At 72.5% G+C, this 21,121-nt stretch carries 17 protein-coding genes; 9 read left to right on the top strand and 8 right to left on the bottom strand.

The genetic code is table 11. The features are described 5' to 3' along the window. Nucleotides 1-135: 135 nt before the first annotated feature. The 3 genes from AC156L_RS06150 to AC156L_RS06140 are packed head-to-tail and all read left to right on the top strand — an operon-like array spanning nt 136 to nt 3,544. Nucleotides 136-573 carry a hypothetical protein gene (locus AC156L_RS06150; RefSeq protein ID WP_330876297.1) on the top strand — a complete coding sequence of 146 codons (438 nt, stop codon included), beginning with the start codon at nt 136-138 and terminating at the stop codon, nt 571-573. Beyond that, nucleotides 570-1,790, top strand: coding sequence for an ATP-binding protein (locus AC156L_RS06145; RefSeq protein WP_330876296.1), 1,221 nt, complete (start codon nt 570-572; stop codon nt 1,788-1,790). Before AC156L_RS06150 ends, AC156L_RS06145 begins: the two co-directional genes overlap by 4 nt. After that, nucleotides 1,787-3,544, top strand: coding sequence for a tetratricopeptide repeat protein (locus AC156L_RS06140; RefSeq protein ID WP_330876295.1), 1,758 nt, complete (start codon nt 1,787-1,789; stop codon nt 3,542-3,544). Before AC156L_RS06145 ends, AC156L_RS06140 begins: the two co-directional genes overlap by 4 nt. Before the next feature lie 113 nt (nt 3,545-3,657). On the opposite strand, the gene AC156L_RS06135 is transcribed toward AC156L_RS06140, so the two are convergent. The 6 genes from AC156L_RS06135 to AC156L_RS06110 form a co-directional block, all read right to left on the bottom strand. Then, complete coding sequence (locus tag AC156L_RS06135) at nt 3,658-4,341, bottom strand: type 1 glutamine amidotransferase domain-containing protein (protein ID WP_330876294.1); 684 nt, start codon at nt 4,339-4,341, stop codon at nt 3,658-3,660. A 73-nt stretch (nt 4,342-4,414) separates the two neighbouring features. Next, on the bottom strand, nt 4,415-5,008 hold the full coding sequence (locus AC156L_RS06130; protein ID WP_330876293.1) for a TetR/AcrR family transcriptional regulator: 594 nt from the start codon (nt 5,006-5,008) through the stop codon (nt 4,415-4,417). 33 nt (nt 5,009-5,041) lie between these two features. Then, nucleotides 5,042-7,153, bottom strand: coding sequence for a HelD family protein (locus tag AC156L_RS06125; protein WP_330876292.1), 2,112 nt, complete (start codon nt 7,151-7,153; stop codon nt 5,042-5,044). Between the two features lie 242 nt (nt 7,154-7,395). Then, nucleotides 7,396-7,641, bottom strand: a complete 246-nt coding sequence (locus tag AC156L_RS06120; protein WP_330876291.1) for an acyl carrier protein — start codon at nt 7,639-7,641, stop codon at nt 7,396-7,398. Beyond that, nucleotides 7,634-9,310 (bottom strand): fatty acyl-AMP ligase, encoded by a 1,677-nt coding sequence (locus tag AC156L_RS06115; RefSeq protein WP_330876290.1) that lies wholly within the window; start codon nt 9,308-9,310, stop codon nt 7,634-7,636. Before AC156L_RS06115 ends, AC156L_RS06120 begins: the two co-directional genes overlap by 8 nt. Next, nucleotides 9,307-10,350, bottom strand: a complete 1,044-nt coding sequence (locus AC156L_RS06110) for an SDR family oxidoreductase (protein ID WP_484406667.1) — start codon at nt 10,348-10,350, stop codon at nt 9,307-9,309. Before AC156L_RS06110 ends, AC156L_RS06115 begins: the two co-directional genes overlap by 4 nt. Nucleotides 10,351-10,449: 99 nt before the next feature. Between AC156L_RS06110 and AC156L_RS06105 the strand changes: the two genes are divergently transcribed. Further along, nucleotides 10,450-11,007, top strand: a complete 558-nt coding sequence (locus AC156L_RS06105; RefSeq protein WP_330876288.1) for an EF-hand domain-containing protein — start codon at nt 10,450-10,452, stop codon at nt 11,005-11,007. A gap of 156 nt (nt 11,008-11,163) precedes the next feature. Here the strand turns inward: AC156L_RS06105 and AC156L_RS06100 are convergent, their stop codons facing one another. Together AC156L_RS06100 and AC156L_RS06095 are read right to left on the bottom strand one after the other, a co-directional pair. Beyond that, nucleotides 11,164-11,817, bottom strand: coding sequence for a response regulator transcription factor (locus AC156L_RS06100; protein ID WP_330876287.1), 654 nt, complete (start codon nt 11,815-11,817; stop codon nt 11,164-11,166). Then, nucleotides 11,814-13,061, bottom strand: coding sequence for a sensor histidine kinase (locus AC156L_RS06095; protein ID WP_330876286.1), 1,248 nt, complete (start codon nt 13,059-13,061; stop codon nt 11,814-11,816). The genes AC156L_RS06100 and AC156L_RS06095 overlap by 4 nt, the downstream gene beginning before the upstream one ends. A gap of 336 nt (nt 13,062-13,397) precedes the next feature. Between AC156L_RS06095 and AC156L_RS06090 the strand changes: the two genes are divergently transcribed. The 5 genes from AC156L_RS06090 to AC156L_RS06070 all read left to right on the top strand — a co-directional run bounded on the left by AC156L_RS06090 (nt 13,398) and on the right by AC156L_RS06070 (nt 21,079). Beyond that, entirely contained in the window at nt 13,398-15,578 is a 2,181-nt protein-coding gene (locus tag AC156L_RS06090) for an MMPL family transporter (protein WP_330876285.1), read from the top strand. Nucleotides 15,579-15,661: 83 nt separating this feature from the next. Further along, complete coding sequence (locus AC156L_RS06085; RefSeq protein ID WP_330876537.1) at nt 15,662-18,586, top strand: DUF4082 domain-containing protein; 2,925 nt, start codon at nt 15,662-15,664, stop codon at nt 18,584-18,586. Nucleotides 18,587-18,841: 255 nt separating this feature from the next. Then, nucleotides 18,842-19,537, top strand: a complete 696-nt coding sequence (locus AC156L_RS06080) for a GntR family transcriptional regulator (protein ID WP_330876284.1) — start codon at nt 18,842-18,844, stop codon at nt 19,535-19,537. A 23-nt stretch (nt 19,538-19,560) separates the two neighbouring features. Beyond that, nucleotides 19,561-20,736: an MFS transporter gene (locus AC156L_RS06075; protein ID WP_330876283.1), complete on the top strand. Its 1,176-nt coding sequence runs from the start codon at nt 19,561-19,563 to the stop codon at nt 20,734-20,736. Between the two features lie 220 nt (nt 20,737-20,956). Continuing rightward, nucleotides 20,957-21,079 carry a hypothetical protein gene (locus AC156L_RS06070; RefSeq protein ID WP_484406665.1) on the top strand — a complete coding sequence of 41 codons (123 nt, stop codon included), beginning with the start codon at nt 20,957-20,959 and terminating at the stop codon, nt 21,077-21,079. The last annotated feature ends 42 nt before the right edge of the window (nt 21,080-21,121 follow it).

The following is a 21,121-nucleotide window of genomic DNA, read 5'->3' as shown; positions in this document are numbered from 1 at the left end:
GACCTGGCCGATGTGAGGAGAAACAGGGCCACGACGACATGTCCAACCGCCTGTTCGCCGTGCTCGGAGGCATGCTTGCCCTCGGGGCCGCGACCGCCGCGCGGACAGCCGAGCAGACGAGAGAACCGAGTGGCCATGGACAACAACCCCGAGACCGTCGCCGAGCTGGACCGCCTCGACGAGGCGGTCAGGGCAGCGCCCGCCGGGGACACCGCGGCGCAGATCGCGCTGTGGCGGCAGGTGACCGCGCTGGAGCACTGGTTCTTCATCGCGCGTGGCTCGGCCGAGCAGCCCCGTCCCTACGCCGCGGCGGCCGAGCAGGGGCCGATGATCTGCCTCTACAGCAGTGCCGCACGGGCAGGTGACGCCGCCCGCGCCCTCGGGCTGACCGACGCGGAGGGCGGTGCGGTGCCGTTGTTCGGCGTCCCGGTGCCGGGAGCGATCGACTACGTCGCCTCGTTCGGCGAGGCAGGCGTCTTCGGCGTGACGCTGGACCACCCGCGGCTCGGCCACTACATCCCGCTGGCGAACCTGGGTCTGCTCAAGGGCTGGGTCGACGGGGCCGCGCGGTGAACGGCGCCGATCCGGGCGACGGCTTCGTCGAGGTGATCGCGCGCGAGGTGGAGGCCGACCCCGGCAACCCGGCGCTGCGCGAGGACTTCGTCACGCTGCTGCTGGAGCGGGATCCGGGCCGGGCCGCCGTCGAACTGGACGCGCTGGAGGCCCTCGGCGGCGATCCCGCGCGGGTCCGCCTGCTCCGCGCCCGGCTGCTGGCGGCGCGGTTGCGCGCCTCGAACCCGCCGCCGCCCGCCGAGAGCGCGCTGTCCGCGCCGACGGGGCGCCCCGGTGGACCGGTCCCGACGCCGGTCGACGAGGACCGCCGGGACGGCGGTGCCGCCGCGTCGGCGTGGGACGCCGAGCGCCCGGCGGTGACGCTGGCCGACGTCGCGGGTCTCGCCGAGGTCAAGCGGCACCTGGACACCGTGTTCCTGGCTCCGCTGCGCAATCCCGAGTTGGCGGCGGCGTTCGGGCAGAAGCCGGGCGGGTCGCTGCTGATGTACGGCCCGCCCGGCTGCGGGAAGACGTTCATCGCCAGGGCGATCGCGGGCGATCTCGGAGCGTCCTTCATCCACGTGACCCTCGCGGACCTGCTCAGCAAGTGGATCGGGGAGAGCGAGAAGGCCGTCCAGAGCGTGTTCCGCAACGCACGCGCGGCAGCGCCGTGCGTGATCTTCTTCGACGAGTTCGACGCGCTCGGCGGGCGGCGCACCTCCGGTGGTGGCGGATCGCAGTCGATGCGGATGCTCGTGACCCAGCTCTTGGAGGAGCTCGACGGCGTGGCAGGCGTGAACGACGGGGTCTACTTCCTGGCCGCGACGAACCGGCCGTGGGACATCGACTCCGCGCTGCGTCGACCGGGTCGGATCGACAAGACGGTGCTGGTGCTGCCGCCGGACGCGACCGCCAGGGCGGCGATCGTCCGGGGTGTGCTGGAGGGCAGACCGGCCGACGGTGTCGATGCGGTCGCCGTCGCGGCGGTGACCGAGGGGCTCTCCGGTGCCGACCTCACTCACCTGACGACCACCGTGCTCCAGCAGGCGATGATCGAGTCGATGGACAGGGGTGAGCTGGTGCCGGTCACCACCGACGCGGTGCTGGCCGCGGTCGGCGGCGTCACCCCGTCCACGACGTCCTGGTTCGACCAGGTGGCGCCGGTGCTGGAGTACGGCGTCGACGACGGCACCTTCGAGCAGCTGCGGGCGTACCGGGTCCGGCGAGGCATGCGGTGAGGGACGTCGGCCGCACGGCCTCCGACGACGGCGACGCCGTGGAGCGGGACCTGGACCTGGCCTGGGAGCTGTTCGCGGCACAACCGTCGCACCCCGAGGTCGCCGTGCTGGCGTCGCGGGTGCTCGCGGCCCAGCCGGAGCGGAGCAGCGCGTCGCTGCTGCTCGGCAACCACCGGGAGGTCCGCGGCGAGGCGGACGAGGCGCGGCGCCTCTTCCTCCAGGTGGCCGGTCGCCGCGACGGCCAGTTCACCAACGCGGCTCGTGCCCTCCGGCACCTGGCGCTGGCTGAGCACGATCACCCCGAGGCGCTGCGGTGGGCGCGCACCGTGCTGGCCGAGGATCACGGGGAGTGGGACGACTGGATGGAGCTGGGGTTCGCCCTGGCGCTCCACGGGGAGCACGAGGACGGGTGGCGCCACCTCGACGAGGCGGTGGCACTGTGCTCCCGGACGGCGCCGGACGCGCTCGGCAACGCGCTCGGGAAGCGCGCCGCGTACCTCCTGGGGAGCTTCGCACCGCTCGACAGGTTCGTCCCCTCGGCCGAGGAGGCCGTGCGGGCCGGTGCGGCGAACCCCTGGATCGCCCTGGTGCTCGGCTGGTCCTACCTGGTGCGGTACCGGTTCACCGATGCCGAACAGCTCGGTCTGCGCCTGCTGCGGGAGAACCCGACCGAGGACCTGCTGCACAACCTGGTGGGGACGGCTCGGACGATGCTGAGGATCGTCGAGAACGCTCACGCCCAGGACATCACGCTGGAGGACGTCCGCCGCACCGGGGTGATCGAGCTGGGGTGGCGGCAGCTCCGCGACCAGGTGACCGGCACCGACCTGGCCTCCGCGTTGGCGGCGTTGGACGAGGTGGCGCCCGCCGACCTGCGGGCCGCGCTGCGGCCAGGGGTCTCGCTCTCCGAGGTGCCTCACGGCGACGAGGTCGGCTCCATGGTCGCGGAGGACCTGGTGGCCTGGCACGACGGCCAGCGGCCCGGATCCGGCGCTGCCTGGGGGCTGGCCGCGCCGTTCCGCCTGATGTCGGCAGCCGAGATCGTCGACACGAGCGCCGAGATCGGGGCCGACCCGGCGGCGCACCCGGACTGGCCGGAGAACGAGGCCTGGGAGCAGGTGATGACCGACGACGCCGGGGCGTACCTGGTCGTCGTCTCGTTCGGGGAGTTGGTCGAGCGTCGACCCGGACATCCCGACGTACCCGTCGCCGCGTCGATGGCCGACTGGGTCTGGGACCGGGTGGCCGCCTTCGGCGGGTCGGACCCACGGCCGGCACCCCGGAGGGTCGAGGAAGTCCCGACCGACCTGCCTCCTGTCCCCGGGACGTCCCTGACCGGTGCCATCTCGACGGTGTACGCCGCCCTGGGCTCGTCCGAGGGCTCCGCGCCGTACGCGGAGCTGCTCAGGCTCTTCCCCGGCGCGACCGTCCGGCGGAGTGCTCTGGATCCCGTGGTCCCGGGTCCCGGCGGCGTCGACGTCGCGCTGCTCGACGGGCTGGTGAAGAAGGTCACCGTCGACGTCGCGCTCTGCCGGGGCGCCGACCGCGTGATCTCCGGGCTCGACCTCGTCGGGCACCGCGAACCGGTCGACGCCTACGTGCGGGCGCACGGCGCCCCCGTGCACAACAGCTGGGAGAACCGCGCCACCGGCGAGGTCACGGTCAACTACGACCTCGCCGAGCACCGACTCGGCTTGTGGTGGGGGACCGGGGGGCTCGTCCGGATCTCCGTGTCCGCCACCACCGTTCCGTGATCGCGTTCATCCGAGGACCGCGAACACCGCCGAGGACGGCCCGGACACCCGCTCCGGCGAGGACGGACCCGCGCGGGTCCGGCCCGTGACGGGACGGACCCGCGCGGGGTCCCTCAGCGCTCGTCGAGCAGTGCGATGAGGGCGTCGGCGGCGGGGGCGGAGGAGGCCGGGTTCTGGCCGGTGATCAGCAGTCCGTCGCGGACGACGTGGGGCTGCCAGTCGTCGGTCTTGGAGTAGTTCCCGCCCAGCCCCACCAGTTCGTCCTCCACGAGGAAGGGGACGACGTCGGTGAGCTGCACCCCGGCCTCCTCGGTGTTGGCGAAGCCGGTGACGTCCCTGCCCCGCACCAAGGGGGTGCCGTCCTCGTTGGTGGTGTGGCGCAGCACGCCGGGCGCGTGGCACACGAGCGCGACCGGTTTGCCCGAACGCAGGGTGTTCTCGATCAGCCGAGCGGAGTCCGCGTCCTCGGCGAGGTCCCACAGGGGCCCGTGCCCACCGGGGTAGAACACCGCGTCGAAGTCGTCGGCCGTGACGGAGTCCAGCCGTGCGGTGGTCGCCAGGGCCGCGGTGGCCTCGGGGTCGGCTTCGAAGCGGCGCGTGTCGTCGGTCTGGGAGTTCGGTTCGTTGCTCACCGGGTCGAGCGGCGGCCGCCCGCCCTCGGGGGAGGCGAGCACGACCTGCCAGCCCGCGTCGGTGAAGCGGTAGTAGGGGGCCGCCAGCTCTTCGAGCCAGAAGCCCGTCTTGCGCCCGGTGTCGCCGAGCTCGTCGTGGGACGTGAGGACTACGAGAACCTTCACTGGTACTCCTTCAGCAGACCGGTCGTCTTGATGTGGGCACACGCCTGGGACCGGTGGTGGACGACGCGGCGCTCTACTGGCCCAGCAGCAGGCGGGTGGCCGCCATGGTGGTGTCCAGCGGTGCGCCGCTGCGGTGGATCTTGGCCATCACGCTGGCGCCGAGCCAGGTGTTGTACAGGACTTCCGCCGTCGCGCGGGCCTGCCCGGTGATCGTGAGGGAGCCGTCCCGCAGCCCCTGGTCGATCGTCCGCTCCAGGCGGTCGACGATCGCCGTCGTGCCCTCCTTGAGCGCGAGGCGCATGGCCTCCGACAGGTCCGACACCTCGGCCCCCAGCTTCACGGCCAGGCACCGGCCGTGGCACTCGTCCACGCTCTGCGTGTCGTACCACTGCTGCCAGTAGGTCATCAGCCGCTCGGCGGCCGACCGGCCACCCTGCTCCAGGACGCGCTCCATGTCGGCGAGGTACTCCTGGAAGTAGCTCTTCATCATGGCTTCGCCGAAGGCGTCCTTCGAGCTGAAGTAGTGGTAGAAGGAGCCTTTCGGCACCTTCGCCTCGGCGAGCACCTCGTTGATGCCGACCGCGGCGTACCCCTTGTGCGCCATGATCCGCTGAGCGGCGTCGAGAATGCCCCGGCGGGTGTCGGTGCTCCCTGGTGCGGTCGGCATGGGCGGACGGTAGCACTCAATTAGACCGGTCGTCTAGTCGATGGGTGGTGCCGTGCCGAGGGCCTGTCCGGTCGCGTCCGGGTGGAGCTCCCGCAGCGCGGACAGCTCGGCTGGTGGTCGGCCGGGGTGCACGACGCCCAACCGGTGGGTCGCCCTCGTCATGGCGACGTAGAGGTCGTTGTGGCCCCGTGGTGCGGAGTCGAGGATCTCGGCGGGGTCCGCGATCAGGACCGAGTCGAACTCCAGGCCCTTGGCCTGGTCGGGGGTGAGCAGCACCACCTCGCCGGTCAGGTCCGGCGGGGTGGTGAGGGACAGCGCGGCGGCCAGGGACTCGATGTGGACCCCTGGGGAGATGATCGCGAGTCGGCCGTCGGTGTGCGCCGCGGCGAGGTCGGCGATGGTCGCGACCAGGTCCGCGGTGCCGGTGCGCCACGGTGGTTCTCCGGTCGAGCGGACGGACCGGGGTGGCGGCGTTCCGGGGTGGTGGGCCGCGAGCAGGTCGGCGGTGGCGGCCATGACCTCCGCCGGTGTGCGGTAGTTGACGCTGAGCCGGGCGAGCTGCCACCGGTCCCGCACGTGTGGCCGCAGCACGCGGTCCCACGACGAGGTGCCGGCCGGGTTCCCGGTCTGCGCGAGGTCCCCGACGATGGTCATCGACCTGCTGGGGCACCGGCGCATCAGCATCCGCCAGGCCATCTCGGACAGTTCCTGCGCCTCGTCGACGACCACGTGCCCGAACGTCGCGCGGGCGGTGCCCTGGCCGATCAGGGCGGCGACCTCGTCCAGCAGAGGCACGTCCGCCGCGCTCCAGCCGTCAGCCCGCTCGTCGAGCAGGTCCGACACGACGCGCTCCGGGGTCAGCGGCGGCCACAGCGCGTCGAGCGCGGCCCGGACGCCGGTGTCGGCGAGCAGCGAGTCCCGCAGACCGGCCCGGTCGTCCTCGTCCAACAGGGTCCTCGGCCCGTCGTCGCGATCGTCCCGGTCGATCACGACACCCGCCGCGGCCAGCGCACGCAGATCGGCCTCGCCGAGCCCGCCGTCGGGGTCGCCGCCGTCGATCGCCTCGCCGGTGTCGGTGAGCACGACGGCCTCCATCGACTCGGTCAGGCGTTGGGCGAGGACGTCCACGACCGCCTGCTGGAAGACCAACCTGGCCTGGTTGTGCGGAAGCCCGGACCGCTGGGCCTTCCGCGCGGCGCGGTCGCAGCAGCGCGGGTCGAGCCGCAGCACCTGCTGCTCGAACTCGACGTCGACCACGTGGTCCGGTGTCCGGATCCGCGACCGCACGGCCGCCGCCAGCCGTTCGGCCATGACCGCCTCGCCCTTGTGCTCGACGATCCCCGGCGGGTCCACCCGGCTGACCTCGACGTCCGGTCTCAGGTCGGCGATGGTCGCGGTCACCACGCTGTGCTCGCCGAGACCCGGCAGGACCTGGCCGATGTAGTCGAGGAAGACCCGGCTGGGACCCACCACCAGGACACCGCGGGTGCGCAGGTGCGGACGGGTGTGGAGCAGGTACGCGACCCGGTGCAGCGCGACGGCCGTCTTCCCCGTGCCGGGACCGCCCTGCACCACCAGCACCCCGCTGGTCCCGTGCCGGATGATCCGGTCCTGTTCGGACTGGAGGGTCGTCACGACGTCGCGCATCCGCCCGGTCCGCTCGGCGGTCACCGCCGCCAGCAGCGCCGCCTCACCGACCAGGTCGTCGTCGCGGGCACCGTCCGGGGTCAGCAACTCGTCGTCCAGCGCGACGACGGTCCGGCCCCGCGTCGTGATGCGCCGCCGTCGCCTCACCCCGTCCGGGGAGACCGCCGTCGCGGTGTAGAACGCCCTGGCGGCCGGAGCGCGCCAGTCCACCAGCAGCGGTTCGCCGTCCTGGTCCCGGAACAGGCTGAGCCTGCCGACGTGGACGCGCCGTCCGTCGTGCAGGTCCAGCCGCCCGAAGCACAACCCCTGCTCCGCCGCGTCGAGCCGTGCCACCTCCGCCCGCCAGACCGCGGCGGCGTCCCGGTCCCCCTCGGCCCGTCGGGCCGCCAGCCGCTCGGCGGCCTCCTCGCGCACGGCGTCCAGGCGGACGTACAGGGCCGTCAGGTACTCCTGCTCGACGTCGATCTCACGGTCGATGCCACCACCGGACACGGCCACGCGGTCCCCCCGAGGTCGGTGATCAGTGCCGTCGAGCGTGCACGGCGACGGCGGGGAAGAACAGTCTTGTTCTTCCCCGCCACCTCAGCCGCCCGGTTCAGGCGGCGCTCCACCACGGGGCACTGGTCTGCCTGCGCGGGGTGGAGGGCGTCGACCACTCCTCCCGCGATCGGTGCGGGTGCCCGGTGGGGACGCCCCGCGTCCGCCGCCGACCCGGCGCACGGTTCCCCGAGACCCGGCGCTCACGTCCGGTCGATCCGCCCTCCCAGGTGCGCCACGACGGCGTCGATGGTCGGGAAGTCCCACACCAGCGTGGGTTCCACGAGGATCCCCCAGCGTTCCTCGACGTCGACGCACAGCCCCATGGCGTGCACGGAGTCCAGGCCGAGCGACCGCAGCTTCACCCCGGTGCCGACCCGCGACGGCGGCAGCCCCAGGTAGCCCGCCACGGCGTCGACCAGCCACGCCCTCAACGACTCGTCAGACATGGACCCCCTCCGAGGCGACGACGGCGGTGACCGCGGGGGACAGGGCGCTGTGCAGGGACGGCAGTCCGCCCGTGAGGAACAGCTCGCGCATGTGCCCTCGACGCACCTTGCCGCTCGTGGTGTGGCGGATCGCGTTCGACCGCACGACGACGATGCTCGCGGACACGCCGAACTGCTCGGTCACGGCGTCGAGCACGGCGTCGGCGAACTCGGAGGGGACGCCCCGCGCGGCGCGGCGCATCTCCTGCACCAGGACGACGTGCTCCACCGACTCGGCGTCCCGCACGCCGAAGGCCGCGCCCCTGCCCGCGTCCGGGTGCGCCTCCCGCGCCGAGAGCTCGATGTCCTGCGGGTACAGGTTCCGGCCGCGGACGATGAGGAGTTCCTTGAGCCGCCCGGTGACGTACAGCTGCCCGTCGAGCAGGAACCCCAGGTCGCCGGTGCGCAGCCACCGGCCGTCCGGGCCGGTGACGAACGCGGCGCGCGTCGCGGCGGGGTCGCCGTGGTAGCCCGCGGCGAGGCTGGGCCCGGACACCGTGATCTCGCCGACCGTGCCGTCACCCACCTCGACGCCGGTGGCCGGGTCCACGACGCGGACGTCCATGGCGTCGGGCTCGCCGCACCCGACCAGCGGCACACCGTCGGCGTCCGGGGTGGGCACGACCTCGCCCGCCGCCAGCGAGGCCGGGGTGACCGAGAGGACGGTCGGCCCGAGGCCGCGTGACGTGCAGGTCACCACCAGGGTGGACTCGGCGAGCCCGTAGCCGGGGTTCAGCGCCGTGCGCCGGAACCCGACCGGCGCGAACCTGTCCGCGAACGCGTCCAGCGTGGCGATCCGGATCGGTTCGGCTCCGCTGACCGCCATCGTCAGGCAGGACAGGTCGAGTCCGCCGAGCTCCTCGTCGCCGACCCTGCGGGTCGCCCACGCGTAGCCGAAGTCGGGGGCCACGGTCCAGTCCACGCGGTGGTCGCTGATCGCGCGCAGCCAGCGGATCGGACGGGCCACCACCGCCTCCGGCGAGAGCAGGACCAGGTCGGCCTCCGCGTGCAGGGCCTGCAACTGGAGACCGACCAGTCCCATGTCGTGGTGGTGCGGCAGCCAGCCGCCGAGCCGCCGCACGGGGACCGCGCCGCTGACCTTCCCGAACAGCTCCAGGTTGTGCGTCAGACCGCCGTGGGTGACCTCGACGCCGCGCGGCCTGCTGGTGGATCCGGAGGTGTACTGGAGGTAGGCGACGGTGTCGGCGTCCACCTCCGGCGGTTCCAGGGGACCGGGGTCGGCCGTCTCGTCGAAGGTCCGCGCCGCCAGACCGCCCAGCGCGGCCACGTGCGCCTCGTCGGTGAGCACCATCCGCGCGCCCGAGTCCTCGGCCAGGAGCCCCACCCGGTCCACGCGCGAGGCCCCGGACAGCGGGAGGGGCGCGGGCACCGCCACGGCCCGCGCGTAGAGGCAGCCGAGGAACGCGACGAGGAAGTCCAGCCCGGCGGGGTAGAGCAGCAGCACCGGTTCGCCCGCCATCCCGGACCCGGTCAGCCAGTGCGCCACGGCCCTTGCCCTCCGGTCGAGTTCGGCGTGGGTCAGTTCGACCGGCGGGCGTCCGTCGGGGAGGTAGGTGACCTTCCGGTCGGAGCGCGGGCGGGCGCGGAAGCGGGTGACGAAGTCCGTCATTCGGGGAGTCCTTCGCGGATGTACCAGGAGATGAGGAGGTCGAGGATCCGAGGCGTGACGGGTGGCGGCTCGGCGTCCGGGTGGGACTCGAACTCGTACTCGTACCTCAGGTAGGGGGAGGTGAACTTGCACCGCATGTTGACGATCGCCTCGAACCTGCCGAAGGGCTCCGCCTCGACGTCGGCGGCGGTGACCGCGACCAGTTCGACGGGCAGGTGCGCGGAGATCGCGGCGAACAGGTCGGTGACCGGTACCGCGGTCGAGGGCACGAGGTGACGCACCGGCCGGTCGAGCGGACCGTCGGCCAGCGCCAGCATCCGGTCCACGGTGCCGTCGACGGGGGTCAGGTGCAGCGCCGCCCCTGGGTGGCAGACGAAGCGGACGCGTTCGCCGGGGCTCCGCCTCGCGAACAGCGCGATGACCCTGATGAAGTCGTAGATCCCGAGGTCGGACAGCGCCCTGCCGGTTCCGGAGTGTCCGACCATGACACCTAGTCGAGTGACCAGCACGTCACCGTTCCGCGCCAGTCCGGACTGCGAGAGTTCGACCTCGGCCACTCTCTTGGAATGCTCGTAGTCATTTCTGAACTCGGACGGGTGACTATAGTCAGGCCATTGCTCAATCGCTTTACCCTGAGTAGTGCCGTGTTGGTATGCGGTGCCGACGTGGACGTACCTGGAGCCGGGTCGGGCGTGCTCGGTGAACGCGGCCACGGTGTTGGCCGAGCCGACCACGTTGACGGCGTGCAGTTCCGCCTCGCGGCGCGGGAAGAACGTGATGAGGGCGGCGCCGTGCCAATACGCGCACGGTTTCCGGAATACATCAGGCGCTGATGCTCCCAGGTCGGATCGAGCGAGCGAGAAGGCTGTGAACTGGACTTTCCTCACCAGGTCGGGATCCAGGTGCAGTGTGGTCAGGGCGTCCGCGACCTTTCTCCGGACGACTTCCCCACTGGCGCGCGCCAAAGCGACCACCTCATCGCCGCGCGCCACGAGCGCGGCGATGAGGTGGGAGGCCACAAAACCGTTGGCCCCGTCCACGACGTGGTAATCCATGAGAACGACCTTCCCCTGGCGGCATCACGGAAAGTAGTGTTTCATGCTGTCACGGCAATGCCCGAGATGAAAGGGTCGCGTCCCATGCTCAACGAGTTGCAAAGACGAAAATTCGCACACCTCTTCGCACTGCTGGACGTGGACGACGACGGCACCATCGACAAGATGGATTACACGGCCTCCGCCGACCGGTTCGTCACCGCGTTCGGGTACGCGCCGGGCTCGTCCGAGAGCGGGCTCGTCCGGGAGCGCTACAACAGGCTGTGGGAGGCGGTCACGCTCCCGATGGACGCCGACGGGGACGAGCGCGTCGACGTCGGGGAGTACTCCTCGGGCATGGACCGGTTCGTGACCACGTCCGACGAGGGCTACCGGACCCACATCGCACCGATCGCCGACGCCTTCTACGACCTGATGGACGTCGACGGCGACGGCCGGATCACCCGGACCGAGTACGTGCGCATGACGGCCAGCGCGTTCCGCCTGTCCGAGGACGCGAGCAGCACCGCGTTCGACAAGCTCGACCTGGACGGCAACGGCTGGCTCAGCCGCGACGAGCTGCACGCGGCCAACGAGCAGTTCTTCCGCAGCCCGGAGGAGAGCTCCACGGGCAACTGGATCTTCGGGCCGATCGCGGTCTGACCCGGCTGTCGGGTGTCGGCCGCGAGCGGCCCGCACCCGACAGGACCGGGTCCACGGCCCGGCCCGCGGGCTCCACGCCGGTGGGTGGGCGTCGTCGACGGTCGGGTGGCCGCGGTGGTGGCCGAGCCGCACCGCGGCCGGGGGACGAGGGGCGGATCACCGGGCGAGGCCCTGCCGGAACGCGAAGACGGCGGCCTGGGTCCGGTCGCGGAGTTCGAGCTTGCCCAGCACCCGCGCGACGTGCGCCTTGACGGTGTACTCGGAGACGACGAGGTCGCGGGCGATCTCGGCGTTGGACTTGCCGGTGGCCATCTCGACGAGGACCTCCCGTTCGCGGTCGGTCAACCGGGCCACCCTCGGGTCGGTGGTGGGGGCGTCGCCGGTCGGCAGGTGCTCGGCGAAGGTCTCCAGCAGCCGCCGGGTCACCCGCGGCGCGACCACCGCGTCACCGCGGGCGATGGTGCGGATCGCGTCGACCAGCAGCCGGGGGTCGGAGGTCTTGAGCAGGAACCCGCTGGCGCCCGCCCGGAGCGCGGCGAACGCGTACTCGTCCAGGTCGAACGTGGTCAGGGCCAGGACCCGGCTGGGCAGTCCGGACGCCACGATCCGCCGCGTCGCCCGCACGCCGTCGGTCCCCGGCATCCGCATGTCCATGACCACGACGTCGGGCCGCAACCGCGCGACGAGGGCCACGGCCTCCTCGCCGTCGCCCGCCTGGCCGACCACCTCGATGTCGTCGCTGCCGTCCAGGACCATGCCCAGGCCCAGCCGGACGAGCGGTTCGTCGTCGACGAGCACCACCGTGGTCATGTCGGGCTCCCCGCGTGAGGTGTGGCCAGCGGAAGGTGTGCGGTGACCCGCCACCCGGAGGTGGTACCCGGCCCCGCGGTGATCGTGCCGCCGTGGGCGAGCACCCGTTCTCGCATCCCGATGAGGCCGTGCCCGCCGCCTGCCGGGGCCGCGCCGGGGGACGCCCCGTCGTCGACGACGTCGAGGACGAGCTGATCGGTCGACCACCGCAGCGTCACCACGGCCGACCGCGCGTCGCGGGCGTGGCGCAGGCTGTTGCTCAGCGCCTCCTGGACCAGGCGGTACGCCGTCAGGGAGGTGCCGCCGCCGACGGAGCGGGAGTTCCCGTGCCGAACCAGCGCGACGTCCAGGCCTGCGGCCCTGACCTGCTCCACCAGGGTGGGCAGCTGGTCGATCCCCGGTGCGGGCGGCCGGGTGGGCTCGTCGCGTTCACCGGGGTCCCGCAGCACCCCGAGCAGGGCGTGCATCTCCTCCATCGCCTCCCGCCCGGTGCTCGCGATGGCCTCGACCGCGGTGAGCGCGCCGGGCGGTTCGGCGTTGCGGCGCAACGCGACGGCGGCCCCGTCGGCCAGGTTGGTCATCACGGCGATGTTGTGGGAGACGATGTCGTGCACCTCTCGGGCGATGTGCCGCCGCTCCTCGGCCACGGCGGCCTGGGCGAGCGTGTACCTGGTGCGTTCGGCGGTCTCCGCGCGTTCCCGCAACCCCGCCAGCACGGCACGCCGGGCCCGGCGGTTGCGCCCCAGCAGCACGGCGGCCCCGGTGAGCGCCACCAGGGCGTACACCGGCCTGGTGGCCCCAGGGGCGGGCGCCATGGGCGTCAGCACGGTGGCGGCGTCGAACAGCAGGCACGCCACGACCGCCGGGACGACCACCCGGTCCGGTTCCCGGTCCACGACGGTCACCAGGCAGACGGTGAGCGCCAGGACCGGGACGACGAGTTCGTGACCGCTGAGCCCGAGGGCGGCGAAGGCGGCGACCGCGCACGCGGCGGTGCCGAGGAAGGCGGGCACCGGACGGCGGTGCCGCCCGAGGGCGGGGAGCAGGGGGGCGACCACCACCAGCACGACCAGCCAGGGCGGAGCGGTGATCCCGGAATCGCGCAGCACCAGCAGACCCAGCAGGACCACCGCGAGCAGCGGCCAGAGGTCGCGGACGGCCGCTCTCAGCGGGGTCGTCGTGCCGACCTGCTCGTGCGGGGGCCATCGGGACGACCGGTCGGGTGGTTCCACTGTGGACGACACCTCCCCAGGATGCTCTCCGCGCGCCCTCGTCGCATCGGCCGCCGGATCGACACCCGGACGTCGCCACTAGTCCTCCAGGACTACGCGATGTCGAAGGGGGACGACGGCGCACCAGGACGTCCACGTCGCGGAGCGACCGCGGCGGTGCCCGCGACGCCGGGGACGTAGCTCGCGAGGACTAGCGGACGGGGCCCGGAAAGCCACCTGGCGAGCGATGCCGTCCGCGGTGGGGGGAGACAGGCTGGACACCATGTCCCGCCTCCACGTTCCGGCGCTCGCCGACCGCACCCCCGCCCCCCGTCCGTCCCTTCGCGACCGCGCGGAGGGCTGATCACCGTGGCACGCCTGCTCTTCCGCGTCGGCGCCGCGGCCTACCGGCGCCCGGCCCTGTTCATCCTCACCTGGCTGGTGGTGCTCATCGGCGCGGGTGTCGGCGCGGGTCAGCTGTCCGGCCCCACGGTGAACACCTTCTCGCTGCCCGGCCAGGAGTCGGTCGAGGCGATGGACCTCATCGAGCGCGAGTTCGGCGGAGGCGGCGGTGGCACCGCGACCGCGCGGATCGTCGTCAAGGCCCAGGAGGGGCAGACGCTGACCACCGGGGCCAACACCGCCGCCGTCAGCGACCTCGTCACCAGGCTGGGCGGCCTCGACGGGGTCGCCTCGGCGACCAACCCGCTCCAGCCGACGCCCACCGCCCTGTCGCCGGACCTGACCACCGCCTACAGCACCGTCACCTACGAGGTCAGCTCCTTCGACCTCACGAAGGCCCAGCACGACGCCCTCTCGGACGCCGTCGCCGGAGCGCGGAGCGGCGGGCTCACCGTCGAGGCGTCCGGGGACGCCGTCCAGGTCGGCGGGGGCGGGGCGCACTCCGCCGAACTCATCGGCGTGCTCGCGGCCCTCGTCGTGCTGGTCGTCACCTACGGCGCGCTGACGATCGCCGGGATGAACCTGCTGACCGCGCTGGTAGGCGTCGGGGTCGGCGTCTGCGGCATCCAGATCGCCACCGGCTTCGTCGACCTGACCTCCTCCACGCCGCTGCTGGCCACGATGCTGGGCCTGGCGGTCGGCATCGACTACGCCCTGTTCATCGTCAGCCGGTTCCGCCACGAGCTGCGCCGCGGCCACGACGTCGGCACCGCCGTCGCCACCTCGGTGGGCACCGCGGGCGCCGCCGTGGTGACCGCCGGTCTCACCGTCGTCATCGCACTGGTCGGCCTGTTCGTCACCGGCATCCCCTTCCTCACGCAGATGGGTGTCGCCGGGGCCTTCACCGTCGTCATCGCGGTGCTCATCGCCACCACGCTCGTCCCCGCGGTGCTGGCGCTGCTCGGCCGCCGGGCGCTCCCCCGCGGGGAGCGCGCCGCGCCGACCGGCGAACCGGCTCCCGCGCACCGGGACCGGGGCTTCTTCCGCGGCTGGGTCGACGGGGTCACCCGCAGGCGGGTGGTCGCGCTGGTGCTGACCACCGCGGCGCTCGGCGCGCTGAGCATCCCGCTGTTCTCGCTGCGGACCACCCTCGCCGCCACGCCCACCGGGAGCACCACCCAGGGCAGGGCCGAGCTGATGCTCGCCGACGCCTTCGGGGCGGGCTTCACCGGCCCCCTCACCGTGTTCTTCGACGGCGCGGGCGCCCCGCGGGCCGCCGCCGACGCCAAGGCCTCCCTCGCCGCCCTGCCCGACGTCGCGGTGGTGACCGACCCGGTGCCCAACGCCGACGGCACCGCCGCGCTGCTCACCGTCATCCCGGGGTCCGGTCCGGCCAGCGCGGCCACGGAGCGGTTGGTCGACGACATCCGCGACCGGTTGCGCGGCGAGGACCCCCGCGCCTACGTCACCGGGCAGACCGCCGTCGGCGTCGACGTGGCCGCCACCGTCAACGCCGCCCTGCCCGGCTACCTGGCGCTCGTCGTCGGCCTGGCGTTCGTGCTGCTGGTCCTGGTGTTCCGGTCCCTGCTCGTGCCCCTGGTGGGCGTGCTGGGCTTCCTGCTGACCATCGGCTCCGCGCTCGGCTCCTCCGTGGCGATCTTCCAGTGGGGCTGGTTCAGCGACCTGTTCGGCATCGACGACCCCGGCCCGCTGATCAGCCTCACCCCGATCCTCGTCGTCGGCATCCTGTTCGGCCTGGCCATGGACTACCAGGTCTTCCTGGTGTCCCGGATGCACGAGGCCCACGGCGACGGCGAACCGAACACCGCGGCGATCCGCACGGGCTTCCGGCAGGCGGCCCCGGTCGTGGTCGCGGCGGCGGCCATCATGTTCGCGGTCTTCGCCGGGTTCTTCCCCGGAGCGGACGCGACCATGATGTCGATCGCGTTCGCGCTGGCCGCGGGCATCCTCGTCGACGCGTTCGTGGTCCGGATGGTGCTCGTCCCGGCGGCCATGGCCCTGCTCGGCGAACGGGCCTGGTGGCTACCGCGCCGGCTGCGGTGGCTGCCCCGGCTCGACGTGGAGGGCGCCACCCTCCAGCCGCGGGAGCCCGCGCGCGAGGAGCGGTCGACCGCCGACGTCCGCTGAACCGGTGGAGCGGGTGGACCCGACATCCATTTGTGCCGACCCGCAGGGACGGGATCGTCGGCAATCCTTTCAAAGCCTCCGACATGCTGGTCGGCCCAATCACCGCGGGCGAGATCATCTTTTTGCGGAAATCGTCAATTAAATGGCACCCATTCGAATCCTTGATTGGTGACAGTTGCGCAACCATGCAGGCAGCGGGCGTGTTTGCGGAGGTAGAGTCGTGCATGACAGCTGATCAAATGATTGGCTCAGCGGCCGCTGTCCAGGTGGAAAACCTGGTCGCCACCGAAGGGCCTTACAGCATATGGAGACCATCTGACACGCCCTCGATCATTTCCGAGGCGGACGCCGAACCGCTGGAGTTGGGAGTTCGTTTCAGAGTCGGCGGATCCGGTCGCATCACCGGGGTGAGGTTCTACAAAGGCGTCGGAAACGACGGCACCCACACCGGCTCGGTGTGGACGGCGAACGGGGTGCGGCTGGCGAGCGCGGTCTTCACGGACGAGACCGCGACGGGGTGGCAGACGGCGACGTTCGCCACCCCGGTCCCGGTCCAGGCGGGCACGACCTGCATCGCCTCGTACTTCGCGCCGCAGGGCCACTACAGCGTCGACTACGGCTACTTCGCCACCGGCAGGCTCAGCGGGCTGCTGCACGCGCCCGCGTCGACACCGGCGGAGCCGAACGGCGTGTTCCGGTACGGGCCGACGAGCGGGTTCCCCGACTCGACGCACGCGAGCGCCAACTACTGGGTCGACGTGCTCTTCCAGCCCGCGCCGCTGGACCAGGGGTTCGGCGGACCCGTCCTGCTGATCAAGTCGGACGCGCGGCCGTACAGCCGGTACTACAGCGAGATCCTGCGCGCCGAGGGCATCGGCTCGTTCACGACGGTCGACCTGTCCGCGGTCGACGCCACCGTCCTCGGCCAGCACGACGTGGCCGTGCTCGGCGACGTCCCGCTGACCCAGGCGCAGGTCACGATGTTCACCGACTGGGTCGACGCCGGTGGCAACCTCGTCGCGGCCCGGCCGGACAAGAAGCTCAGCGGACTGCTCGGGCTCACCGACCTGGGGACCACGCTGGACAACGGCTACCTGCTGATCGACAGCGCGCGGGTGCCGGGGCTGCCGACCGCGACCCTCCAGTACCACGGCACCGCGGACCGCTACGCGGCGACGAACGCGACGACCGTGGCCACGCTCTGCAGCACCGCCACGACCGCTACCACCAGCCCGGCCGTCACGGTGCGCCAGACGGCGGGCGGCGGTCACGCGGTGGCGTTCACCTACGACCTGGCGCGCTCGGTCGTCCAGACCCGGCAGGGGAATCCGGCCTGGGCGGGCGACGAGCGCGATGCGGACCCGCCGCTGCGGCCGGTGGACCTGTTCTTCGGCGCGAGGGCCGGTGACGTCCAGCCGGACTGGATCGACTTCAGCAGGGTGGCCATCCCCCAGGCGGACGAGCAGCAGCGCCTGCTGGTGAACGTCCTCGCGTCGATCAACCACGCCAAGAAGCCGATCCCGAGGACGTGGTACCTGCCCAAGGGGCTCAAGGCCGCCATCGTCATGGCGCTCGACGACCACGGCACCGCCACCGGGACGCGGGACTACTTCGAGCTGCTCAAGACCAACACGCCCGCGGGTGCGGCGCTGGACGGGTGGGAGTGCCTGCGGGCCACGTCCTGGATGTTCGTCGACGGCACGACCATGACCGACGCGCAGGCGGCGGCCTACGCGGCGCAGGGGTTCGACCTCGGCGTCCACGTCAACACCGGCTGCGCGAACTGGACGCCCGCCTCGCTGGAGGCGACGTTCACCTCCGAGTTGGCGGCGTGGGCCTCCGCCTTCCCGAGCCTGCCGCCGCAGCAGGGCAACCGGACGCACTGCATCGCGTGGAGCGACTGGGCGACCCAGCCGAAGGTCGAGCTGGGCAAGGGCATCCGGATGGACCTGAACTACTACTACGCACCGCACTGGTGGGTCCAGAACCGGCCCGGCATGTTCACCGGCTCCGGCCTGCCGATGCGGTTCGCCGACCTCGACGGCACGATGATCGACGTCTACCAGGTCGTCTCGCAGCTCGTCGACGAGAACGGCCTGACCTACCCGGCGGGCATCGACACCATGCTCGACCGCGCCCTCGGCGTCGAGGGCTACTACGGCGTCTTCGGCACGCACTACTACTTCGCGGACGACTTCGGCGCGAAGGTGATCGCCTCGGCGAAGGCCCGCGGCGTGCCGATGATCACCGCGAAGCAGATCCTCGACTGGACCGACGGCCGCAACAACTCGTTCTTCTCGGAGATCGCCTGGAGCGGCAACAACCTGACCTTCACGGCCACCGTGGACGGTCGGACCAACGGGATGCTGCGCGGGATGCTGCCGGTGCAGTCGGTCAAGGGCGCGCTCACGGCCATCACCAGGAACGGCACGGCGGTCGCCCACGCGCAGGAGACCGTCAAGGGCGTCACGTACGCGATGTTCCCGGTCGTGGCGGGGAACTTCAGCGCGGTCTACACGCCGCACACGTTCCCGGCCTCGTTCTGGTCGGGTTCCACCCCGCCGGGGAACATCACCACGACCGACACCAGCACCGGTGAGCTGGGCGTCAAGTTCACCCCCGCGGTCAACGGGAGGATCACCGCGGTCAAGTTCTACAAAGGACCGCAGAACCTCGGCACGCACACGGTGAGCGTGTGGTCGTCCGCGGGCACCCGGCTCGGCACGGCCACCGCCACCAACGAGACGCCGAGCGGCTGGCAGACGGTGCAGCTGCCCACGCCGGTCACGGTCGTCGCGGGCAGCACGTACGTCGCGTCGTACCTCTGTCCCGGCGGGCGGTACTCGTACGACTACGACTACTTCACGTCCGCCCGCACCAGTGGTCCGCTCACGGCGCCGTCCTCCGTCGGCAGCGGCGGGAACGGGGTGTACAACGTCGGCGGCAGCTTCCCGGACAAGACCTACCGCGACCTGAACTACTGGGTGGACGTGGTGTTCACGACGTAGTGCCGAACCCCTGAACGGCGGTGGGGCCCGCCCCGCGCGGTCCCTGTGCGGGGCCCGCCCCACCGCTTCGAGCCGGTGCCGACCCCGGCCGCGGGACTCGTCGGCCACCAGCTCCGTGTGACGCTGCCGGTTATAACCTATGCCTCCTGCCGGTCGGGCTTCCCTCCGGTCAGGGATTTTCCCGCTGGTAGTCCCTCTGGCCAGGCTCACTGGGGCAGCATGTAGGTTATAACCTAGCCCTGAGGGAGGTCCTGGATGGCGGAACCCGCTGAGCCCTTCATGACGAAGAGCGACTTCGCGTACACGACCCTGCGCGAGAAGATCCTGTCCGGCGAGTTCGGGCCGGGGGAGGTGCTCAACCAGGCGACGCTGGCGCGCACCATCGGGATCAGCACGACGCCGCTGCGGGAGGGGTTGCGGCGGCTGAAGTCCGAGGGCCTGGTCGAGCTGGACGCGCACCGCGACGCGCGGGTCACCGAGTTGACCGCCGAAGAGGCGCGCGACCTGCTGGAGCTGCGCCGGTCGCTGGACCCGCTGGCCGTCGCGCTGGCCGCGCAGCGCCGCACGAAGTCCGACATCCAGGAGATCCGCGCCGCGGTCCAGGGCCTCGAACCGCTGCCGGGCAACCCCGGCGTCGAGGACCTGATCGCGCACCGGCGGTTCCACGCCGCGCTCTACCGGGCGTCGCACAACGACCTGCTCATCGCGACCCTCGACGGACTGTGGGACAAGGCGGACCGCTACCGCAGGCTCGGCCTGGAGGTCGTGCGCGGTGAGCAGGAGCGCGCGCGGACGACCGCCGAGCACCACCGGCTCGTGGAGCACGTCGTGGCGGGCGACTCCGACGCGGCGGCGGCCGTGATGCACCAGCACATCTCCACCAGCCTCGGGGCGAAGGCCGCGTCGCGCCTGGGCGTGGGCCCGGTCGCGACACCTCGCGCGCTGCCCTGAACGGCGTCGGCGGCGGGCGCGGGATGCTGGTCCTGCTGCTCGCGCACACCGTCCTCGTCCAGCTCGTGACGTTCGTGCTGCGCCCCACCTCCACCTACCGCGCCCTGGAGCTGGACGTGCCCCCGGCGTGGCTGGGGGTGCTGTCGGCGGCGTTCGCGGTGGCCCCGCTGCTGCTGGCCATCCCGTCCGGGCAGGCCGTGGACCGGTTCGGGGAACGCCGGGTGCTGCTGGCGGGCGCGCTGCTGGTGTGCGCCTCGGCCGGGGCGTTCGTGCTCGTCGGCGGCGGTGTGGTGGGGTTGCTGGTGGGCAGCGTGCTGCTGGGCACGGGGCACCTGTGCTCGGTGGTCGCGCAGCAGGCGCTGGTCGCGAACGTGACCGCGCCGCACCGCTACGACGCGGCGTTCGGCTACTACACGTTCGCCGCGTCGCTGGGGCAGGCCGTGGGACCGGGGCTGATCCTGCTGTTCGGCGGCTCGCGGACCATCCCGGACACCGGCACGATCTTCGGCGTGACGGTCGCGATCACGGTGGTGCTGCTGGGTGTCACGCTGGCGCTCCGCCCACCGGCCGTGCGCCGACCTCCCGCCGCGGACGGTGAACCCGCCGGGCTGCGCGACCTGCTGCGCCGCCCCGGTCTGCTCCGCGCGCTCACGGTGAGCTGCGTGGTGATCGCGGCCGTCGACATCACCCTGGTGTACCTGCCCGCGCTGGGCGCCGAACGCGGGATCGCCTCCGGTGTCGTCGGCGGGCTGCTCACCCTGCGGGCCGTGGCGTCGATGGGGTCGCGGCTGTTCCTGGGGCGGCTGGCCGCGTGGCTGGGCCGCCGCCCGCTGCTCGTCGGCAGCATCGCGCTGTCCGCCGTCGGCCTCGTCGCGGCGGCGGTGCCGATGCCGGTGTGGCTGCTGGCGGTGGTCGTCCTCGCGATCGGCCTCGGGCTCGGCGTCGGCCAGCCGCTCACCATGTCCTGGCTCGCCGAATCCACTCCGCCGGGCCTGCGGGGCCGGGCGATGTCGTTGCGCCTGACCGGGAACCGGGTCGGCCAGGTGTTCGTGCCCAGCGTCGCGGGCCTGCTGGCGGCGGGTACCGGCGCCTCCGGTGTCCTCGTCCTGACCGCAGCGGGGCTGACGGCCGCGGGTGTCGCGGCGGCGCGCCTGAAGCAGAACGACCCACCACCGATCGACGACGGAGACGATCCGTGACGGACACCTCCACGACCGCCGACCTCCACCGACTCCTGCTCCGCGCGGCTGCGCGCGGGTCAAGGCGGCCGTGGCGGCGTTCGCCGAGAGTCCTGGGCCGCGCCCGCTGGGCGTCGGCGCCCTGAGGGTGGCGCACTCGCCGGCCTGTGGCTTCCTGGTCGAACCGGATCGAGACCGAGCCGAGGCCGCGTGACGGGCCGCTGGCCGGAGGAGTTCCCCGGTGCCCGCGAAGGGATCCGTCGCCGCCGTCCTGGTTCCAGGACTCGTCGCCGACGTGCGGGTCGCGGTCGCGATGATGGTGGTGGTGACCGGTGCGCTGGTGACCGCGGAGGAGGTCGTGTGAGCACGGTGCGCCGGCCGGCCGGGTGGGCGCCCGCGCCGCTGC

It is taken from the genome of Umezawaea sp. (genome assembly GCF_057122925.1).
This window is presented reverse-complemented; position numbering and strand designations above follow the sequence as displayed.

Excerpts from the sequence above, each read along its gene's own strand:
- AC156L_RS06085 (WP_330876537.1), top strand. The coding sequence starts at position 15,662 with ATGCTGGTCGGCCCAATCACCGCGGGCGAGATCATCTTTTTGCGGAAA.
- AC156L_RS06080 (WP_330876284.1), top strand. The coding sequence starts at position 18,842 with ATGGCGGAACCCGCTGAGCCCTTCATGACGAAGAGCGACTTCGCGTAC.
- AC156L_RS06100 (WP_330876287.1), bottom strand. The coding sequence starts at position 11,817 with ATGACCACGGTGGTGCTCGTCGACGACGAACCGCTCGTCCGGCTGGGC.
- AC156L_RS06075 (WP_330876283.1), top strand. The coding sequence starts at position 19,561 with ATGCTGGTCCTGCTGCTCGCGCACACCGTCCTCGTCCAGCTCGTGACG.
- AC156L_RS06130 (WP_330876293.1), bottom strand. The coding sequence starts at position 5,008 with ATGCCGACCGCACCAGGGAGCACCGACACCCGCCGGGGCATTCTCGAC.
- AC156L_RS06105 (WP_330876288.1), top strand. The coding sequence starts at position 10,450 with ATGCTCAACGAGTTGCAAAGACGAAAATTCGCACACCTCTTCGCACTG.
- AC156L_RS06115 (WP_330876290.1), bottom strand. The coding sequence starts at position 9,310 with ATGACGGACTTCGTCACCCGCTTCCGCGCCCGCCCGCGCTCCGACCGG.
- AC156L_RS06120 (WP_330876291.1), bottom strand. The coding sequence starts at position 7,641 with ATGTCTGACGAGTCGTTGAGGGCGTGGCTGGTCGACGCCGTGGCGGGC.
- AC156L_RS06150 (WP_330876297.1), top strand. The coding sequence starts at position 136 with ATGGACAACAACCCCGAGACCGTCGCCGAGCTGGACCGCCTCGACGAG.